General features: G+C 73.6%; 14 protein-coding genes. 11 read left to right on the top strand and 3 right to left on the bottom strand.

Features of this window, described 5'->3' with window-relative positions; genetic code table 11:
• Positions 1 to 13 precede the first annotated feature (13 nt).
• On the top strand, positions 14 to 1513 hold the full coding sequence (locus AC3RJ9_RS09555; RefSeq protein ID WP_240335734.1) for a hypothetical protein: 1500 nt from the start codon (positions 14 to 16) through the stop codon (positions 1511 to 1513).
• 35 nt (positions 1514 to 1548) lie between these two features.
• Here AC3RJ9_RS09555 and AC3RJ9_RS09550 read toward each other — a convergent pair whose 3' ends face one another.
• Positions 1549 to 3462, bottom strand: a complete 1914-nt coding sequence (locus AC3RJ9_RS09550; RefSeq protein WP_159833536.1) for an FAD-binding monooxygenase — start codon at positions 3460 to 3462, stop codon at positions 1549 to 1551.
• Between the two features lie 198 nt (positions 3463 to 3660).
• Here AC3RJ9_RS09550 and AC3RJ9_RS09545 point away from each other — a divergent pair, with 198 nt between their 5' ends.
• The 9 genes from AC3RJ9_RS09545 to AC3RJ9_RS09505 all read left to right on the top strand — a co-directional run bounded on the left by AC3RJ9_RS09545 (position 3661) and on the right by AC3RJ9_RS09505 (position 12105).
• Positions 3661 to 4389: an IclR family transcriptional regulator gene (locus AC3RJ9_RS09545; protein ID WP_049146523.1), complete on the top strand. Its 729-nt coding sequence runs from the start codon at positions 3661 to 3663 to the stop codon at positions 4387 to 4389.
• Positions 4390 to 4446: 57 nt separating this feature from the next.
• Entirely contained in the window at positions 4447 to 5577 is a 1131-nt protein-coding gene (locus AC3RJ9_RS09540) for a histidinol-phosphate transaminase (protein ID WP_201294451.1), read from the top strand.
• A gap of 22 nt (positions 5578 to 5599) precedes the next feature.
• Complete coding sequence (locus AC3RJ9_RS09535) at positions 5600 to 6388, top strand: IclR family transcriptional regulator (protein ID WP_119217762.1); 789 nt, start codon at positions 5600 to 5602, stop codon at positions 6386 to 6388.
• A gap of 123 nt (positions 6389 to 6511) precedes the next feature.
• A complete protein-coding gene (locus AC3RJ9_RS09530) occupies positions 6512 to 7720 on the top strand; it encodes a 4-hydroxybenzoate 3-monooxygenase (protein WP_036316631.1) in 1209 nt (402 codons plus the stop codon).
• A gap of 45 nt (positions 7721 to 7765) precedes the next feature.
• A complete protein-coding gene (pcaH, locus tag AC3RJ9_RS09525; RefSeq protein WP_196489408.1) occupies positions 7766 to 8575 on the top strand; it encodes a protocatechuate 3,4-dioxygenase subunit beta in 810 nt (269 codons plus the stop codon).
• Complete coding sequence (gene pcaG, locus AC3RJ9_RS09520; protein ID WP_020625037.1) at positions 8575 to 9222, top strand: protocatechuate 3,4-dioxygenase subunit alpha; 648 nt, start codon at positions 8575 to 8577, stop codon at positions 9220 to 9222. The genes pcaH and pcaG overlap by 1 nt, the downstream gene beginning before the upstream one ends.
• A gap of 408 nt (positions 9223 to 9630) precedes the next feature.
• A complete protein-coding gene (locus tag AC3RJ9_RS09515; RefSeq protein WP_236557167.1) occupies positions 9631 to 10752 on the top strand; it encodes a lyase family protein in 1122 nt (373 codons plus the stop codon).
• Positions 10753 to 10818: 66 nt separating this feature from the next.
• The gene (locus AC3RJ9_RS09510) at positions 10819 to 11616 is read left to right on the top strand and encodes an alpha/beta fold hydrolase (RefSeq protein WP_020625038.1); all 798 of its coding nucleotides are present in this window, start codon (positions 10819 to 10821) and stop codon (positions 11614 to 11616) included.
• A 63-nt stretch (positions 11617 to 11679) separates the two neighbouring features.
• A complete protein-coding gene (locus AC3RJ9_RS09505; RefSeq protein WP_044658774.1) occupies positions 11680 to 12105 on the top strand; it encodes a carboxymuconolactone decarboxylase family protein in 426 nt (141 codons plus the stop codon).
• Positions 12106 to 12173: 68 nt separating this feature from the next.
• Here AC3RJ9_RS09505 and AC3RJ9_RS09500 read toward each other — a convergent pair whose 3' ends face one another.
• On the bottom strand, positions 12174 to 12800 hold the full coding sequence (locus AC3RJ9_RS09500; RefSeq protein ID WP_129867092.1) for a DUF4352 domain-containing protein: 627 nt from the start codon (positions 12798 to 12800) through the stop codon (positions 12174 to 12176).
• Between the two features lie 449 nt (positions 12801 to 13249).
• On the opposite strand from AC3RJ9_RS09500, the gene AC3RJ9_RS09495 reads away from it, so the two are divergent.
• Entirely contained in the window at positions 13250 to 14602 is a 1353-nt protein-coding gene (locus AC3RJ9_RS09495) for an NAD(P)-binding domain-containing protein (RefSeq protein WP_020624472.1), read from the top strand.
• 159 nt (positions 14603 to 14761) lie between these two features.
• Here AC3RJ9_RS09495 and AC3RJ9_RS09490 read toward each other — a convergent pair whose 3' ends face one another.
• Positions 14762 to 15634, bottom strand: a complete 873-nt coding sequence (locus AC3RJ9_RS09490; RefSeq protein ID WP_135101543.1) for an IclR family transcriptional regulator domain-containing protein — start codon at positions 15632 to 15634, stop codon at positions 14762 to 14764.
• Positions 15635 to 15696: the final 62 nt, after the last annotated feature.

Below are 15696 nucleotides of genomic sequence, written 5' to 3'. Positions count from 1 at the left end.
CGGCCCGGGGGCGGTGGCCTTCAGCACGCACGGCGGACCGGGCTCGATCTACGCGGAGGCCGAGGAGATGCGCGTCGTGGCCGGGCGGCACGAGCACGCCGCCGACGAGGCGGCCGGAGCCTCGTGGCAGGTCGACGCGGCCGCCTTCGGGCTGGGCCGGTCGGCCACGTGGCTCGCCTCCGCCGCCCTGCTGCAGGACCGACTGGCGGAGGCGGTCGGTCGGGTGCGGAACCTGTCGGAGCAGTGCGCCGAGCTGCACCGTGACCTGCTCTCCGCGGCGGCCCGCTACGAGGAGGCCGAGCGCGCGGCGGCCGGCATCATGGCCGCCGAGGACGCCTCCCTGGGGGAACTGCCGGCGCTGCTCTGGCGGGACGGCCATGACGGCCTCACCACCCGCGAGGCGGAGCGGCTCGTGCAGGACGTCGTCCAGGCGGTGCCCGAGGCCATCGTGGCCGCCATGCTCGCGGCCGCCGGGTTCCCCTTGCTCGCGGCCCTGGCACGGATCGACGTGAAGATGCTGACGAGGGCGCAGAAGCGCGTGCTGAAGCGGCCCGTCTCCTCCGCCGCGAAGAAGGGGACGGATGCCGCGTCGGACCTCACCGAGGCGCTGCGGGTCTCCCCGGACGAGGCATGGACCGTGACGGCGGACGCCCTGACCCTCGCCGGCGCGGCGCCCCGGGGCGCGGTGACCCCGCACGGGGCGCCGCAGGACCGGCCGACGGCGCCCGCCCTGCTGGACGGCTCGGCCACGGGGCTGGCCTCGCTCATCCCGCGCGCGGAGGGGGACGGAGACCTCACGGTCACGGAGGTGGTGCGAGAGAACGGGAGTCGGGCCTGGGTGGTGGGCCTGCCGGGCACCCGCGGCGGCCTGATCCCGGATCCCGAGTCGACCGACCCGTGGGACGCCGGCGGACTGTTGGACGCCCTCGGCTCCGAGTCCGAGGTCACGGCCCCGGCGGTGCGGGCGGCGCTCGAGGCGGCCGGCGTCCCGCACGGCGCACCGCTCGTCCTGGCCGGCTACTCCCAGGGCGGGGTGCACGCCGTCAACCTGGCCGGTCGTGAGGACTTCACGTCCGTGTATCCGGTGGCCGGCGTCATGACGATCGCGGCGCCGTCGGGCAACGCGGTGGAGACCGGGCGGACCGCGGTGCTGGAGTTCTCCTCGGACGGGGACCTGGCCGTCGCCGCGGACGGGGCGCCCACCCCCGTCTCGTCGCGCCGGGCCGAGGTGGTCTTCCACCCGGCCGGCCACGGATGGGATGCGCCCGGGGGTGGCTTCCGAACCGCCTCTCCGCTGGCGGTCGAGGACGACCTGGGCGTCGCCCACGACTTCGACGCCCAGGTGGACCTGATCCGGCAGTTCGAGGCCGCCGAGCCCGCGTCCCGGGCGGAGGTCGCCGGGCTCTCCGCCGCGTTGGCCGGGCTGACCGCCGGCACCGTGGCCTCGAGCCGGGCGGTGCGCCTGCGCCGCACGCCGCCCGAGCGGGGCCACCTGCCCCCGGGATCCCGGTGAGCGCGCCGGCGGCGGGGTGCCCGTCGCCCGCTCGCTCAGTTCGCGTCGAGCAGCACGCCGGCGAAGAACGCGTTCAGGCGGTCGACCTCGTCCAGGCCGAAGACGCCGGAGACGTACTGGTCCGGGCGGACCACGACGACGGCGCCGTCACGGCTGATGCCGCGGGCCTCGAAGATGTCCTCGCCGTGCGTGGGCCGGCACGTGGCGAAGATGTTGTTCAGGTCGTGCAGGCCGAGGGAGCCGGTGGTCGGCCGGAAGATCGACGGCACGTCCGGGTGGGCGAACTCGGTCTGCTTCTGCTGGTACACGACCTTGATGTCGAAGCGGGCGTCCTCCGGCCCGTCCGACGGGGTGTGGCGGTTGCGGAAGGACCGCGGGTCCTCCTCGATCGCCTTCGCCCACGCCGCGACCTTCGAATCCTCGGCGCGCGGGGAGGCGGCGTCGGCGAACACGTAGACGCGCCAACGGCCGTCCGCGCGGTGCAGGTGGCCCAGGTGCTTGACGTTGGTGTCGCACGAGCGCTCCACCAGCGCCGACTTGAAGCGCTTGCCGATGGGGTAGCCCTGCGCCAGCGCCTGACCGGTGGCGTCCGTGGTGAGGAGGGAGGGCCGGTACTGCGTCATGAAGCCGGCCGGGAACTCGGCGGTCTTCGTGTAGAACTCGGCCACCTCGTTCGGGTCGCCCAGCTCGGAGGTGGGCTTGGCCATGAGCGTCGACCACTCCTTGTCGAAGTCGATCAGGTTCTTGGCGATCTCCTTGCGCTCCTCCGAGTAGGTCGGCACGAGCTCGGCCGGGGCCATCCCGGAGAGCACCTGGCCCAGCTTCCAGCCGAGGTTCCAGCCGTCCTGCATGGACACGTTCATGCCCTGGCCGGCCTTCGCGGAGTGGGTGTGGCAGGCGTCGCCGAGCAGGAACACGTTGGGGTGGGCCACGCGCTCGCGGTTGTCGAAGCCCGAGGTGAGGCGGTGGCCCACCTCGTACACCGAATGCCAGGCGACCTCCTTCACGTCCAGCGTGTAGGGGCGCAGGATCTGCTGGGCCCGGCGGATGATCTCCTCGAGCGGGGTCTGGCGCACCTGGTGGTTGTCGTCCGCCGGGACCTCGCCGAGGTCCACGTACATGCGGAACAGGTGGCCGCCCTCGCGGGGGATCAGGAGGATCGAGCCGCTGGACGAGTGGATCGCGCACTTGGTGCGGATGTCCGGGAAGTCCGTGTCGGCCAGCGCGTCCATGACGCCCCACGCGTGGTTCGCGGCGTCGCCGGTCAGGGTGTGGCCGATCGCCTTGCGGACGCGGGAGCCCGCGCCGTCCGCGCCCACCACGTACTTGGCGCGCACCTGGCGGGTTGGTCCCGAGGCGGGGTCCTCGAGGGCGTTGCCCTGGGCGTCCACGGTGCGGCGCAGGGTCACGAGCACGGGGTGCTCGCCGTCGTTCGTGTCCTCGAGGGTCTCGAACGCCCAGCCGTAGTCCGGCCGCGCGCGGGTGGGGGAGTTCTTCATGTACTCGGCGAACCAGTCCAGGATGCGGGCCTGGTTCACGATCAGGTGCGGGAACTCGGAGACGCCCTCCGGGTCGTCCTCGGCCAGCGAGGTGCGCACGATCGTGTCCGCGTCATCCTCGGCCGGGTTCCAGAACGCCATGGAGGTCAGGTCGAAGGCCTCGTCGATGATCTCGCTCGCGAAGCCGAAGGCCTGGAAGGTCTCCACGGAGCGTGCCTGGATGCCGTCCGCCTGGCCGATCTCGAGGCGGTGGGGGCGGCGCTCGATGATGCGGGTGTGGACGTCCGGGAACATCGCGAGCTGGGCGGCGGCGATCATGCCGGCCGGGCCCGAGCCGACGATCAGCACGTCCATCTCGTCCGGCAGCTCGGCGGGGCGGTCCAGGCCGATGCCGGCCGCCACCTGGACGCGCGGGTTCGTGGAGACGTAGCCGTGGTGGTGGAAGAGCATGAGGGTCCTTTCGCTGCGGGGGATGTCGCTGCGCGGCGCGCGTGCCACCCGACGGCGTGTTCTCTCAGAGAACACGGTGTTCCCCCTGGGAACACATGTGTGCCAGACTGTACGCGGACGTGACCGGGTTCACAACCGGCGCGCGGGTCGAACACGCCCCGGGCGCGTCACGTCCGGCACGCGAGGCGAGGAGCACGGATGGCGGAGCACGACGGCGGCCCGGTCCGGGAGGGCGCGCCCTCCCAGACGCTCTCCCGCGCGCTCACCCTGCTCGAGACCGTCGTGGAGGCGCCCGAGCCGCCCACCATCGCCGACCTCGCCGACGGCCTGGGCGTCCATCGCTCGGTCGCCTACCGTGTGCTGCGCACCTTCGAGACCCACGGCCTGCTGCGCCGCGACGGCCTCGGCCGCGTCCACGCCGCCCCCGGCCTGGCCGTCCTCGCCCGCCGGGTGGAGCAGGATCTACGCGCGGCGGCCATGCCGCACCTGACCGCCGTCTCCACGGACCTGGGCATGACCGCGTTCCTGGTGGTGTGGGACGGCGCGCACTGCCTCACCCTGGCCACGGCCGAGCCGCCGAGCGGCAACCTCGTCACGCAGCGGCCGGGGACCCGGCACCCCCTCGGGATCGGGGCGCCGGGGATGGCGATCGCCGTCGCCCTGACCGGACAGGAGTGGGCGCGGCTGCCCGGCGAGGCCCCGCCCGAGCGGCCCGAGCTCGACGACGTGCGGGAGCGCGGCTGGGCCGTCAGCTCCGACGAGGTCATCACCGGCGTCTCCTCGGTGGCCGTGCCGCTGCGGGTCCCGGGCCAGCTGCCCGCCGCCCTCGCCGTGGTCTACGCGACGCGGCCGGAGGACCCCGCGCGCCTCGGAGACCGGCTCGGTGAGGCGGCCCGGGCCGTCGCCGTCGCCTTCGGCGCAGCCTGAACCCCGGGGCCCGTGGGGCGGATCACAGCGTCCGCGGCCCGCATTACCCTGGTGGCCATGACTGATGACGCACCGCAGACGCCCGCCGTGGTCGCCCCCCACAAGAAGGTCGGCATGCTGCCGCCGTACGCCGCCGGCAAGCCGCCGGTCGCCGTCCCGGGCCTGCACCCCTACAAGCTCTCCTCGAACGAGAACCCCTACGCGCCCGTGTCCGGCGTGATCGACCGGGTGCGTCAGGTCGTGACCGGCCCGGAGGGCGCGCCCAGCACCCTCTGCCGCTACCCGGACACCCTCTCCACCGGCCTGCGCCAGGCCCTGGCCGCGCACCTGGACGTCCCGGCGGACGACGTCGTGACCGGCGCCGGCTCCCTCGGCGCCCTGGCCCAGGTCATCACCGCCTTCGCCGGCCACGGCGAGGCCGGGGAGGGCGACGAGGTGATCTTCGCGTGGCGCTCCTTCGAGGCCTACCCGATCGTGGTGCGCACCGCCGGCGCCGTGGACGTGCAGGTGCCGCTCACCGCGGACCACCGCCACGACCTGCCGGCCATGCTGGAGGCGATCACAGAGCGGACCCGCGTGATCCTGCTCTGCACCCCCAACAACCCGACCGGCCCCGTGCTCACGACCGCCGAGGTCGAGGACTTCCTGGCGCGCGTGCCCGCGCACATCCTCGTGGTCATCGACGAGGCCTACGTGGAGTTCGTCCGCGACGAGGACGCGGTCAAGGGCCTGGAGATGTACCGCAAGCACGCGAACGTCGTCGTGCTGCGCACCTTCTCGAAGGCGCACGGCCTGGCCAACCTGCGCGTGGGCTACTCGGTCTCGCAGCCGGAGATCACGAAGGCCCTGCGCACCGTGGCCACCCCGTTCGCGGTGTCCACGGTGGCCGAGGAGGCCGCGATCGCCTCGCTCGAGCACCTGGACGAGGTCCTCGAGCGCGTGCAGGTCGTCGTCGACGAGCGCGAGCGCGTCGCCGCCGCTCTGGCCGGGGCCGGCTGGGACCTGCCCTCTTCGCAGGCCAACTTCGTGTGGCTGCCGCTCGGTGAGCGCACGCAGGCGTTCGCCGAGGCCGCCCAGGCCCAGGCCCTGTCCGTGCGAGCGTTCGCGGGCGAGGGCGTGCGCGTGAGCATCGGCGAGCAGGAGGCCAACGACCGCTTCCTCGAGGTCGCGCGCGACTTCCTGACGTGAGCGGGTCGGCGCGAGCGGCACGTTGGACCGGCTGATCCGGGTCCGCTTCGCGTTCGACGCGGAGCGTCCGGTGTTGACCGTGGCGGCCCTGGCCCGGCGCACCGAGCTGCCCCTGGCCACCGCCTATCGGTGGGTGGACCGGCTGGTGCGCGCCGAGCTGCTGCAGAAGGACGAGGACGGCGTGGTCCGGCCCGGCCTGCGGCTGTGGGAGATGGCCTCCCGGAGCGCGCCGAGCATGTCCCTGGCCCGGACGGCCATGCCGTTCCTCGTGGACGTGCAGTCGGTCCTGCGGCAGCACACGCAGCTCGCGGTCCTCGACGACGACGGCGTCCTCGTGCTCGCCCGGCTCTCCTCCCAGGGGGCCGTGGTGAACCAGGCGGACGTCGCGGGTCGGCTGCCGCCGTTCACCACCGCCCTGGGACTCGTGCTGCTCACCCACGCCCCGGTCGAGACGGCGGAGCGGTTCATCGCCCGGCACCGGGACCGGCTCGGCGCCGTCGTGGATCACCATCCCCTCGAGTCGGGGCGTGCGGTGCCCGCGGGCGTGCGGGCGCGGGTGGCCACGCCCAGCGAGCCGCGGCTGCGAGCGCTTCTGGCGGATGTGCGGCGGGAGGGGTACGCGGCCGTGGACGGCGCGTTGGACGAGGAGTCCCGGGGGGTCGCCGTGCCGGTCCGCGGGGCCGACGGCGTGGCGGCGGCCGCGCTCGGGGTCGTCGTCCCCCGCGAGGCGCCGTACACCCCGGGGGTGCCGCCCCTGCTGATGACGGCCGCCCGGGGGATCGCCCGCGGACTCGGCGGCCATTCTCACTGAGTGAGAACGGCCGGGCGCGGGCCGTGTCCTGCGCCACAGGATGGTCGGGACCTCCGCCGCCGGCCCCGGCCGCGCGGCCCGACCCGCCCGGCCCGACCGGTGACGTCCCCCGGAAAGGACGCCATGACCCAGCCCCCCGTGACCCGCACCCGCGTCGGCATCGTCGGCGGCGGGCCCGCCGGCCTGATGCTCTCCCACCTGCTCGCGCGGCAGGGGATCGACAACGTCGTCCTCGAGTCCCGTGACCCCGAGACCATCGCGCACACCCACCGCGCGGGCATCCTCGAGCAGCCCAGCGTGGAGATGCTGACGGACATGGGCGTCGACGGCCGGGTGAGGACGGTGGGCGACGAGCACCGCGGCATCATCCTGCGCTTCGACGGCGAGTCGCATGCCCTGGACTTCCCGGAGCTCGTGGGTGCCACGGTCACCCTGTACGCGCAGAACGAGGTCTTCGTCGACCTCGCCGCGGCGCGGCGGCGCGACGGCGGCGACGTCCGCTTCGAGACCGAGGTGCTCGAGGTGCTCGACGTCGACTCGGACACCCCCGGCGTCCGGTTCCGCTCCGTGGCCGCTGGCGAGGAGGGGCCGGTCGAGGAACTGCGCTGCGACATCCTCGTGGGCGCGGACGGCTCGCGTTCCACCGTCCGCAAGGCCCTCCAGCGCGACACCGAGGGCGAGGACCACTTCCACGCGTACCCCTTCGCCTGGTTCGGCATCCTCGCCGAGGCGCCCAAGTCCTCGCCTGAGCTGATCTACGCCCGCTCCGAGCATGGCTTCGGCCTGATCTCGCAGCGCTCGGAGACCGTGCAGCGCATGTACTTCCAGTGCGACCCCTCGACCCGCGTGGAGGACTGGTCCGACGACCGGATCTGGGACCGGCTGCAGCGCATCGTGGCCGGCCCGGACGGCTTCACCCTCAAGACCGGCCCCATCATCGACAAGACGGTGCTCGGCTTCCGCTCCTATGTGCGCACACCGCTGAGTCACCGCAACGTCTTCCTCGCCGGCGACGCCGGACACACCGTCCCGCCCACCGGGGCGAAGGGCCTGAACCTCGCCTTCGCGGACGTGCGCGTCCTGGCCGAGGCGCTCGAGTCGTGGGCCGCCACGGGCTCGCGCGACCTGCTCGACGCCTACTCGGAGACGGCGCTGACCCGCGTGTGGAAGGACCAGAACTTCTCCTACTGGATGACCACCATGCTCCACGCCCGCCCGGACGCCTCGGAGTTCGAGGACATGCGCGTGCGCGGTGAGCTCCGCAACGTGGTCCAGTCCCGTTACGGACGGCAGTTCCTCGCCGAGCAGTACACCGGCTGGCCCTCCGCCTGAGCCCGACCGATCCCCGACCCCGCAGAGAAAGGAGCCGACGTGAGCATCGCCGCCCAGGCCAAGGACGACGACACGTTCGACAGCGCCCACGTGCTCGATCCAGCCGCCACCCGCGACTCACAGGGGCAGATCAGTGAAGAGATCGCGGCCGTCCATGCCCAGGCCCAGGGCGAGACCCAGCCGCGGCTCGACTTCCCGCCCTATCGCTCGTCGGTGTTCCGCCACCCCACCAAGTCGCTCGTGCACGCCGACCCCGAGACCGTGGAGCTGTGGTCCCCGGCCTTCGGCCACCGCGACGTGCACCCGCTCGAGGCGGACCTGACCGTCGGCCAGAACGGCGAGCCGATCGGCGAGCGCATCAAGGTGCGCGGCCGCGTGCTCGACGACGACGGCCGCCCCGTGCGCCACCAGCTGGTGGAGATCTGGCAGGCCAACGCGGCCGGCCGCTACGTGCACAAGCGGGACCAGCACCCCGCGCCGCTGGACCCGAACTTCACGGGCATCGGCCGCACACTGACCGGCGCGGACGGGACCTACGAGTTCACCACCATCAAGCCGGCCCCGTACCCGTGGAAGAACCACCGCAACGCGTGGCGCCCGGCGCACATCCACTTCTCCCTGTTCGGCACGGACTTCACGCAGCGCATGATCACCCAGATGTACTTCCCGGGCGATCCGCTGTTCCCGCTGGACCCGATCTACCAGGGCATCACGGACCAGGCCGCCCGCGACCGGCTCGTGGCCACCTACGACCACTCGGTGACCAGCCACGAGTGGAACACCGGCTACTGGTGGGACATCGTGCTCACGGGCAGCCACCGCACCTGGATGGAAGACGAGGAGGGCGATCACTGATGCGGATCGACGAGACCACCGAGCGCACCGCCGACGGGAGGCTGGTCCCCACCCCGGGCCAGACCATCGGCCCGTTCTTCGGCTACGCGAACGGCTACGAGCAGGTCCACCTGCCGTGGCGCGACGGCCACCAGCTGGTCCCCGCGGGCCGCGCGGACGCGATGCGCCTGTTCGGCACCGTCTACGACGGCAACGGCGATCCGATCCCGGACGCCATGATCGAGATCTGGCAGGCCGACGCCGAGGGCGTCATCTCGCAGGAGGACGGCTCCCTCGTCCAGGACGGCTTCACCTTCACCGGCTGGGGCCGCTGCGCCGTGGACAACGCGGGCCGCTACACCTTCTCCACCGTGGAGCCCGGCGTGGTGAACGAGGACCGCGCCCGGTTCATCCACGTCGTCGTGTTCGCCCGCGGCCTGCTGAACAAGCTGCACACCCGCGTGTACCTGCCCGAGGACGCCGAGGCGATCGTGCAGGACGCGTTCCTGACCTCCCTCGACGAGGACCGCCGTCGCACCCTGATCGGCACCCGGAACGACGACGGCTCGCTCGAGTTCGACATCTGGATCCAGGGCCCCGGGGAGCACGCACCGAAGGAGACCGTGTTCCTGCAGTTCCCCGGCATCGAGTACCCCGAGCTCGACTGACGCCGGCCTCGGCCGCAGGCCCGGCCCCTCCCACACGCGGGACGGGTCGGGCCTGACGCCGCCTCCGGAGCCCGATCCCACCCCTCCGACCCCAGGAGCCCGCCATGACCTCAGCCGCCGTCGCCGACGTCGGCCTCCTGGATCCGGCCTGGGCCGGCAGTCGGGCGGAGGCCGCCACCGCGGACCGCACCTTCCTGGGGCACCTGCTCGACGTCGAGGCGGCATGGGTGCGCGTGCTCGCCCGGCACGGGCTCGCCACGGAGGCGGAGGCGGCGGCCGCCGCGGCGGCGGGCGACCCGGACGCCTACGACCTCGCCGCGCTCGCCCGCGGGGCCCAGGGCGGCGGCACCCCCCCTGATCCCGGCGCTGAAGGCGCTGCGCGCGCAGCTGCCGGCCGGCTCCCGCGCCGTGCACCTGGGCGCCACGAGCCAGGACGTCGTGGACTCCGCGCTGATGGTCATGGTGGGCCGGGTGGGCGCGATCCTGGCCGAGGACCTCGCCGCCGCGCAGGACGCGCTTGCGGAGCTGGCCCGCGCCCACCGCTCGACGCCGATGGTCGCCCGATCCCTCGCCCAGCACTCCCTGCCCTCCACCTTCGGGCTGCGCGCCGCGAACTGGCTCGACGGCCTCGGCCAGGCCGCGGATCGGCTCGCCGCCGCCGTCGCGGACCTGCCCGTCCAGTGGGGCGGCGCCGCCGGCACCCTGGCCTCCCTGTCCGGGCACGTCGACCGCGCGCACCGCGCGGGGACCCTCGGCCCCGAGGTCACCGCGTTCACCCTGGTCGAGGACCTCGCCGCCGAGCTGGGCCTCGCCGCCCCCGCCGGGCCCTGGGACACGAACCGCATGGCCGTCACGGGCGTGGCCGCGGCCCTGGCCGACGTCGTGGCCGCGTGCGGGAAGATCGCCAACGACGTGCTGACATCGGCGCGGATCGAGAACGGCGAGCTCGGTGAGCCGCTTGCGGCCGGCCGCGGCGGCTCCTCCGCGATGCCGCACAAGCAGAACCCCGTGCTCTCCGTGCTGATCCGCTCCGCCGCGCTGTCCGCCCCCGGGCTCGCGGCGCGGGTGTACACGGCGGCCGGCGCCGCGGACGACGAGCGCCCGGACGGGGCCTGGCACGCCGAGTGGCCCGCGCTGCGCCGCCTGCTGCGGGTGGCCGGCGGGACCGCGGCCCTGACCCGCGAGCTCGTCTCCGGCCTGCGCGTCCACGAGGACCGCATGCGGCGCAACCTGGAGCTCACCGGCCCGCTGCTCGTCTCCGAGCGGATCATGGCCGAGCTGGCTCCGGAGCTGGACGAGGCCTCCGGCGAGCCGGGCTCCGGGAAGCGGCTGATCCAGGACGTCGTGGACCGCTCCCTGGCGTGCGAGGGGAACTTCCGCGCCCTGCTGCGCGCGGCGGTCCCGGAGTCCGTTCCGGACGCCCGCCTCGACGACCTCCTCGACCCCGCCGCCTACACGGGGGAGGCCGAGGCCCTCGTGGACCGCCTCCTCGCCGCCCGCCGGGGCACGACGACGCCGCCCCGCACCTGAGACCATCTCCGTCAGAACCGGCCGCGCCCCTCGGGGTGCGGCGCCGCCGCAGAGGAAGGACCGCCCATGAGCACCCCCCGTGTCACCACCACCCTCCTGAAGCCCGCCCAGGACCCCGCCCGCGTGCTCGTGGTCGGCGCCGGCCTCGGCACCGGCGTCCAGGCCCTGTGGAGCCTCGCCGCGCAGCAGCTCCCTGAGGACACCGTGGTGGTCGGCTACGACCTGCCCGGCCACGGCGCCTCCGAGCCCCACGCCGAGCCGTTCTCGATGGCGGAGCTGGCGGACGCCGTCGTCGCCGCCGTGCAGGCGCTGCAGGAGGACGGCACCGTTCCCGCGGACCTGCCCGTGCACTTCGCGGGCGTCTCCCTCAACGGGTGCGTGGCGCTGCAGCTGGCCCTGGACCACGCGGACACCGTCTCCGGTGTGGCCGTGATCTGCTCCGCCGCGAAGATCGGCGAGGCGGGGTCCTGGCGCGAGCGCGCCGAGCTCGTGGAGCGTGCCGGCACCCCGACCCTCGTCGAGGGCTCGGCGCAGCGCTGGTTCGCCGACGGGTTCATCGCGGCCCACCCGGAGCGGACGACGGGCCTGCTGCACACCCTGCAGGAGGCGGACCGCCATTCCTACGCGCGCCTGTGCGAGGCGCTGGCCGACTTCGACGTGCGCGGGCGCCTCGGGGAGATCGCCGTCCCCGTCCTCACGATCCACGGCGTGGCGGACCAGGTCACCCCGCCCTCGGCGGGCGAGGAGATCGCCGCCGCGGTGCCGGGCACCGTGACCCACGTGTTCGACGAGACCGCCCATCAGGCCCCCCTCGAGCAGCCCGAGCGCACCGCCGCGGCCCTGGCCGCCTTCCCGGCGCGCTGAGCCGCCCGCCCCCTCCCGCCCTGCCCCGCACGACGACGCCCCCACCACGAGGAGAGACTGCGCATGAGCGCCGAGCAGCCCATCGGGCACGACATGGACCGCACCTCCCAGGAGGTGCTCGACGCGGGCAGGGCCGTGCGCCGCGAGGTCCTGGGCGACGCCCACGTGGACCGCGCCGAGGCGAGGAAGGACGCCACCACCGAGGACTTCCAGAACCTGATCACCCGCTACGCATGGGGGACGATCTGGACGCGGCCCGGTCTGGACCGGCGGATGCGCTCAGCCGTGACCATCTCCGCCATGGTGGCCGGCGGCTACTGGGACGAGTGCGCCATGCACCCGCGCGCCGCCCTGCGCAACGGCCTGACCCGGGAGGAGATCCAGGAGATCCTCCTGCAGACCGCGGTCTACGCCTCCGTGCCGGCGGCGAACATCGCGTTCAAGCTCGCCCAGGAGGACGCCGACCTCGCCGAGGGCAGGCCGCTCTGAGCGCAACGTTCACAGCGCGCACGAGGCCCCATGCCCGGGAAGGACATGGGGCCTCGTCTGCGCGCTGATCAGTCGAGCTCGACGACCACCGGCTGATCGAGGGAGAGGCCGCCCCCGGAGACCTTGACCTGGGTGATCTCGGTCCCTGCCGGAACGTCGAACCACAGGTAGCCGCTGGCCACGTTGCCCGGGTTGGTCGGCTCGATGTTCATGCCGTTCTCGGTGCCGTAGATCGATGCGTCCGTGCTGTAGCTGTACTCGGCCCCGTCTGCGCTGACGAGCTTCACGCTGTCGGCGAAGAACGTCCGCTCCTCCTTGGCGTTGTTCTTCGCGCTGATCTGCACGGGCACGAACTCGCCCTGGGCCTCCGTGGAGAAGCCGGACGGGCCGACGCTCGCGACGGGCGTATCGACCGACTCAACGGTCGTGGCCCAGTCGCCCACGGTGAACTCCTGGCCGAGGCCGACCTTGGCTGCCTCGTCGCTGGAGCTGGTCTCGCCCTGGGAGGCGGCCTCTCCGCCCCCCTCCGAGGTGCTGTTCGAACCGCCGCCCATCATGGAGGCGAGGACGGCGATCACGATCAGGGCGAGCAGGCCGATCAGGGCGTACTTGAGACACCCCCCTTTCTTCTTCGCGGGGGGCTGCACGACATTGCCGTTGGCGTCGTAATACACAGGATTGCTCTTGCGGGCCACGATGCTCCTTCGGGAGGGCGCAGTGATGTCACATGCCGTTGTGGCCAACGGCTGCCATGCACGGCGCGTGAATTGAGTAATGAATGATGGGAGTATCGCATGCCGTAGAGGAAGCTGGGAGTACTCCCCGGAGCATCGCGTTCCAGCTGGCCCAGGAGGTCTTCGCCCGGCACGATGCCGACCTTGCCGACGCCGGGTCCGGCGTCGTGCTGGGCATGTGGGACCCGGCCGGCCTCCTCTACGGCCTCGGACTCATGGCCGTGGCGGCCGTGACCCTTGTCCGCCGCGCCCCGTTCGGCGGGTCGATCATGGTGCGGGTGGCCCGCTGCACTTGTGACCCTTCTGGCGGCCGTTCCACCCCGGAGAAGGGTCAGAACCGCAGTCGATTCGCGGGGGCCGGTGCTACGGTCGGGCCGAGCCGCCCCACCCCCACTCTCGGAAGGACACCCATGCGTGAGCGCGTCGCCCTGATCGGAGCCGGCCCGTCCGGCATGGCCCTGCTGAGGAGCCTCGCCCTGGCCGAGGACGCGGGGGCGGCGGTCCCGGAGGTCGTGGCGTTCGAGCGCCAGGACGACTGGGGCGGCCAGTGGAACCTGGACTGGCGCACCGGCGCGGACCGCCACGGCGAGCCCGTGCACTCCGCCATGTACCGGGACCTGTGGATCAACGGGCCCAAGGAGTGCATGGAGTACCCGGACTACCCGTTCGATGCGCATTTCGGCCGCGCCGTGTCCTCGTACCTCCCGCGGGAGGCCATGCGGGACTACATCGTGGGCCGGGTGGCCGAGGTGGCCGGGCGCATCCGCCCGCAGATCCGGTTCGCCACGGCCGTCCGCTGGGTGCAGCCGCTCGACGACGGCGGGTTCGGGGTGACCTCGGAGGACCTGGTCACGCGCGAGGCCGTCACCGAGCGGTTCGACCGCGTCGTGGTGGCCACCGGGCACTTCCACACCCCGCACCTGCCGTCCTGGCCCGGCGTGGAGACCTTCCCCGGGCAGGTCCAGCACGCCCACGACTACCGAAGCCCGGAGCCGTACACGGGCCGTCGCGTGCTCGTGGTGGGCTCCTCCTACTCCGGGCAGGACCTGGCCCTGCAGCTGCACCGCGCCGGCGCCGCCCACGTGACCACCGCCTACCGTGCCCGCCCGCAGGACATCGCGTGGCCGGCCGGCATGGACGAGGCCCCCGAGGTGCAGGGGTTCGACGGTGCGGAGGTCACCTTCGCGGACGGCTCCACCGCCGAGTACGACGCCGTGCTGCTGTGCACCGGCTACCGCCACCACTACCCCTTCCTGCCGGGCGAGCTGGCGCTGGCCGGCCCGAACCTGCTGGCCCCGTTCGGGCTGTGGAAGGGCGTGGTCTGGCACGCCGACCCGCGCGTGCTCTACCTGGGTGCCACCCAGCAGCTGTTCACCCTGACGCTCCTGGACGCGCAGGCCTTCTTCGCCCGCGACGTGCTGCTCGGCCGCGTCCCGGTGCCCGGCGATGAGGAGCGTCGGGCCGACATGGACGCCTGGTTCGAGCGGATGACGCGGATCGACGGGCCGCCGGCCGCGCTGGCCTACCAGGGCGCGTACATCCAGGACCTGTCCTCCCACACGGACTGCCCGGAGGTGGACGTCGAGGCGGTGGCCCGCACCTTCCTCGAGATGCGCGACGCCCGGATCGAGGACGTCCGGACGTTCCGCGACCGGCGGCACCGCTCGACCGTGACCGGCACGCTGGCCGCGGCGCACCCGGTGCCGTGGATGGACCGCCCGGACGACTCCCTCGAGGAGTACCTCCGCCGCTTCCCGGCCTGACCCCCCACCCTGCCCTTCCCGTTCCGAATCCACTGCACTTCCGACCCTTCTGGCGGCCGTTCCGGGCCTCAGAAGGGTCAGAACCGCAGTCGATTCGCGGGGGCGGGTGCTGGTGCTGGTGCGGATGCGGGTGCGGGGAGTGCTGAAGGGGGTGGGCGCTCAGCGCTGGAGCGCGGCCAGGGCGGCCTCGGCGTCGTCCGCGGCGGCGCGCAGCACCGGCAGGGCCTGCACGACGGCGGCCGCCACCTCCGGCGTGCGCGGCGCCGGCACGCGGGCCCCGGTCCGCAGGGCCGCCCGGCGCGCGCCCGGGTCGCGATGGTCCGGCCCGAGGGACAGCGCCGTGTTGATCGCCACGGCCACTCGCCCCTCGGCGTCGCGCACGGGCACGGCGACGCTGCTCAGATGGGCGTCCAGCTCCGCGGTCACCACGGCGTGGCCCTGCTCCCGCACGCGCGCCAGCTCGGCCATCAGCGCGTCCACGTCCGTGAGGGTGTGCTCCGTGGCGGGGGTGCGCGGGGCGCCTGCGAGCAGGGCACAGGCCTCGTCCTCGGGCAGGTCGGCCAGCAGCACGCGGCCCATGGACGTGGTGAACGCGGGCAGGCGCGTGCCGACGTCGAGGTTCACCCGCAGGATCCGCTCGGTGTGCACACGCGCGATGTACATCAGGTGCGCCCCGTGGAGCACGCCCGCGGAGCAGGACTGGTGCAGGCGCTGCGAGGCCTGGGTGAGGATCGGCCGGAGGATCTCGGAGACGGACCGGCCGGACCAGTAGCCGTGGCCGAGCTCCAGCACGCGCGGGGTCAGCGCGAACCGCCGCCCGTCCTGCACGGCGTAGCCGAGCTCCGTGAGCGTCAGCAGCATGCGCCGCGCCGTGGCCCGGGTGACCCCCGCGGCGGTCGCGGCCTCGCTCACCAAGAGCGTGGGGGTGTCCGGGGTGAACGCGCGCAGCACCGCCAGACCGGACGCCAGGGCGCGCACCACGTCCCCGCCCGACGCGGGACGTGCGCCGGGGGCGTCGACGTCGTCGGTCATGTCCGCCAGCGTAGTCCGCTATGCGCACAGCGCACGCCCGTGCGCGTCACGCACACACCCTT

The sequence above is a fragment of the Micrococcus sp. 63XJN7_6_ISO-PGPR-S23-444 genome (assembly GCF_058072765.1).
Note: the sequence above shows the minus strand (reverse complement) of the source record. Positions and strands in the feature narration are given on the sequence as shown.

Bases quoted from the DNA above. Each gene is read 5' to 3' on its own strand.
- pcaG (WP_020625037.1), top strand. From the start codon at position 8,575: ATGCGGATCGACGAGACCACCGAGCGCACCGCCGACGGGAGGCTGGTC.
- AC3RJ9_RS09505 (WP_044658774.1), top strand. From the start codon at position 11,680: ATGAGCGCCGAGCAGCCCATCGGGCACGACATGGACCGCACCTCCCAG.
- AC3RJ9_RS09540 (WP_201294451.1), top strand. From the start codon at position 4,447: ATGACTGATGACGCACCGCAGACGCCCGCCGTGGTCGCCCCCCACAAG.
- AC3RJ9_RS09510 (WP_020625038.1), top strand. From the start codon at position 10,819: ATGAGCACCCCCCGTGTCACCACCACCCTCCTGAAGCCCGCCCAGGAC.
- AC3RJ9_RS09495 (WP_020624472.1), top strand. From the start codon at position 13,250: ATGCGTGAGCGCGTCGCCCTGATCGGAGCCGGCCCGTCCGGCATGGCC.
- AC3RJ9_RS09545 (WP_049146523.1), top strand. From the start codon at position 3,661: ATGGCGGAGCACGACGGCGGCCCGGTCCGGGAGGGCGCGCCCTCCCAG.
- AC3RJ9_RS09490 (WP_135101543.1), bottom strand. From the start codon at position 15,634: ATGACCGACGACGTCGACGCCCCCGGCGCACGTCCCGCGTCGGGCGGG.
- AC3RJ9_RS09530 (WP_036316631.1), top strand. From the start codon at position 6,512: ATGACCCAGCCCCCCGTGACCCGCACCCGCGTCGGCATCGTCGGCGGC.
- AC3RJ9_RS09550 (WP_159833536.1), bottom strand. From the start codon at position 3,462: ATGCTCTTCCACCACCACGGCTACGTCTCCACGAACCCGCGCGTCCAG.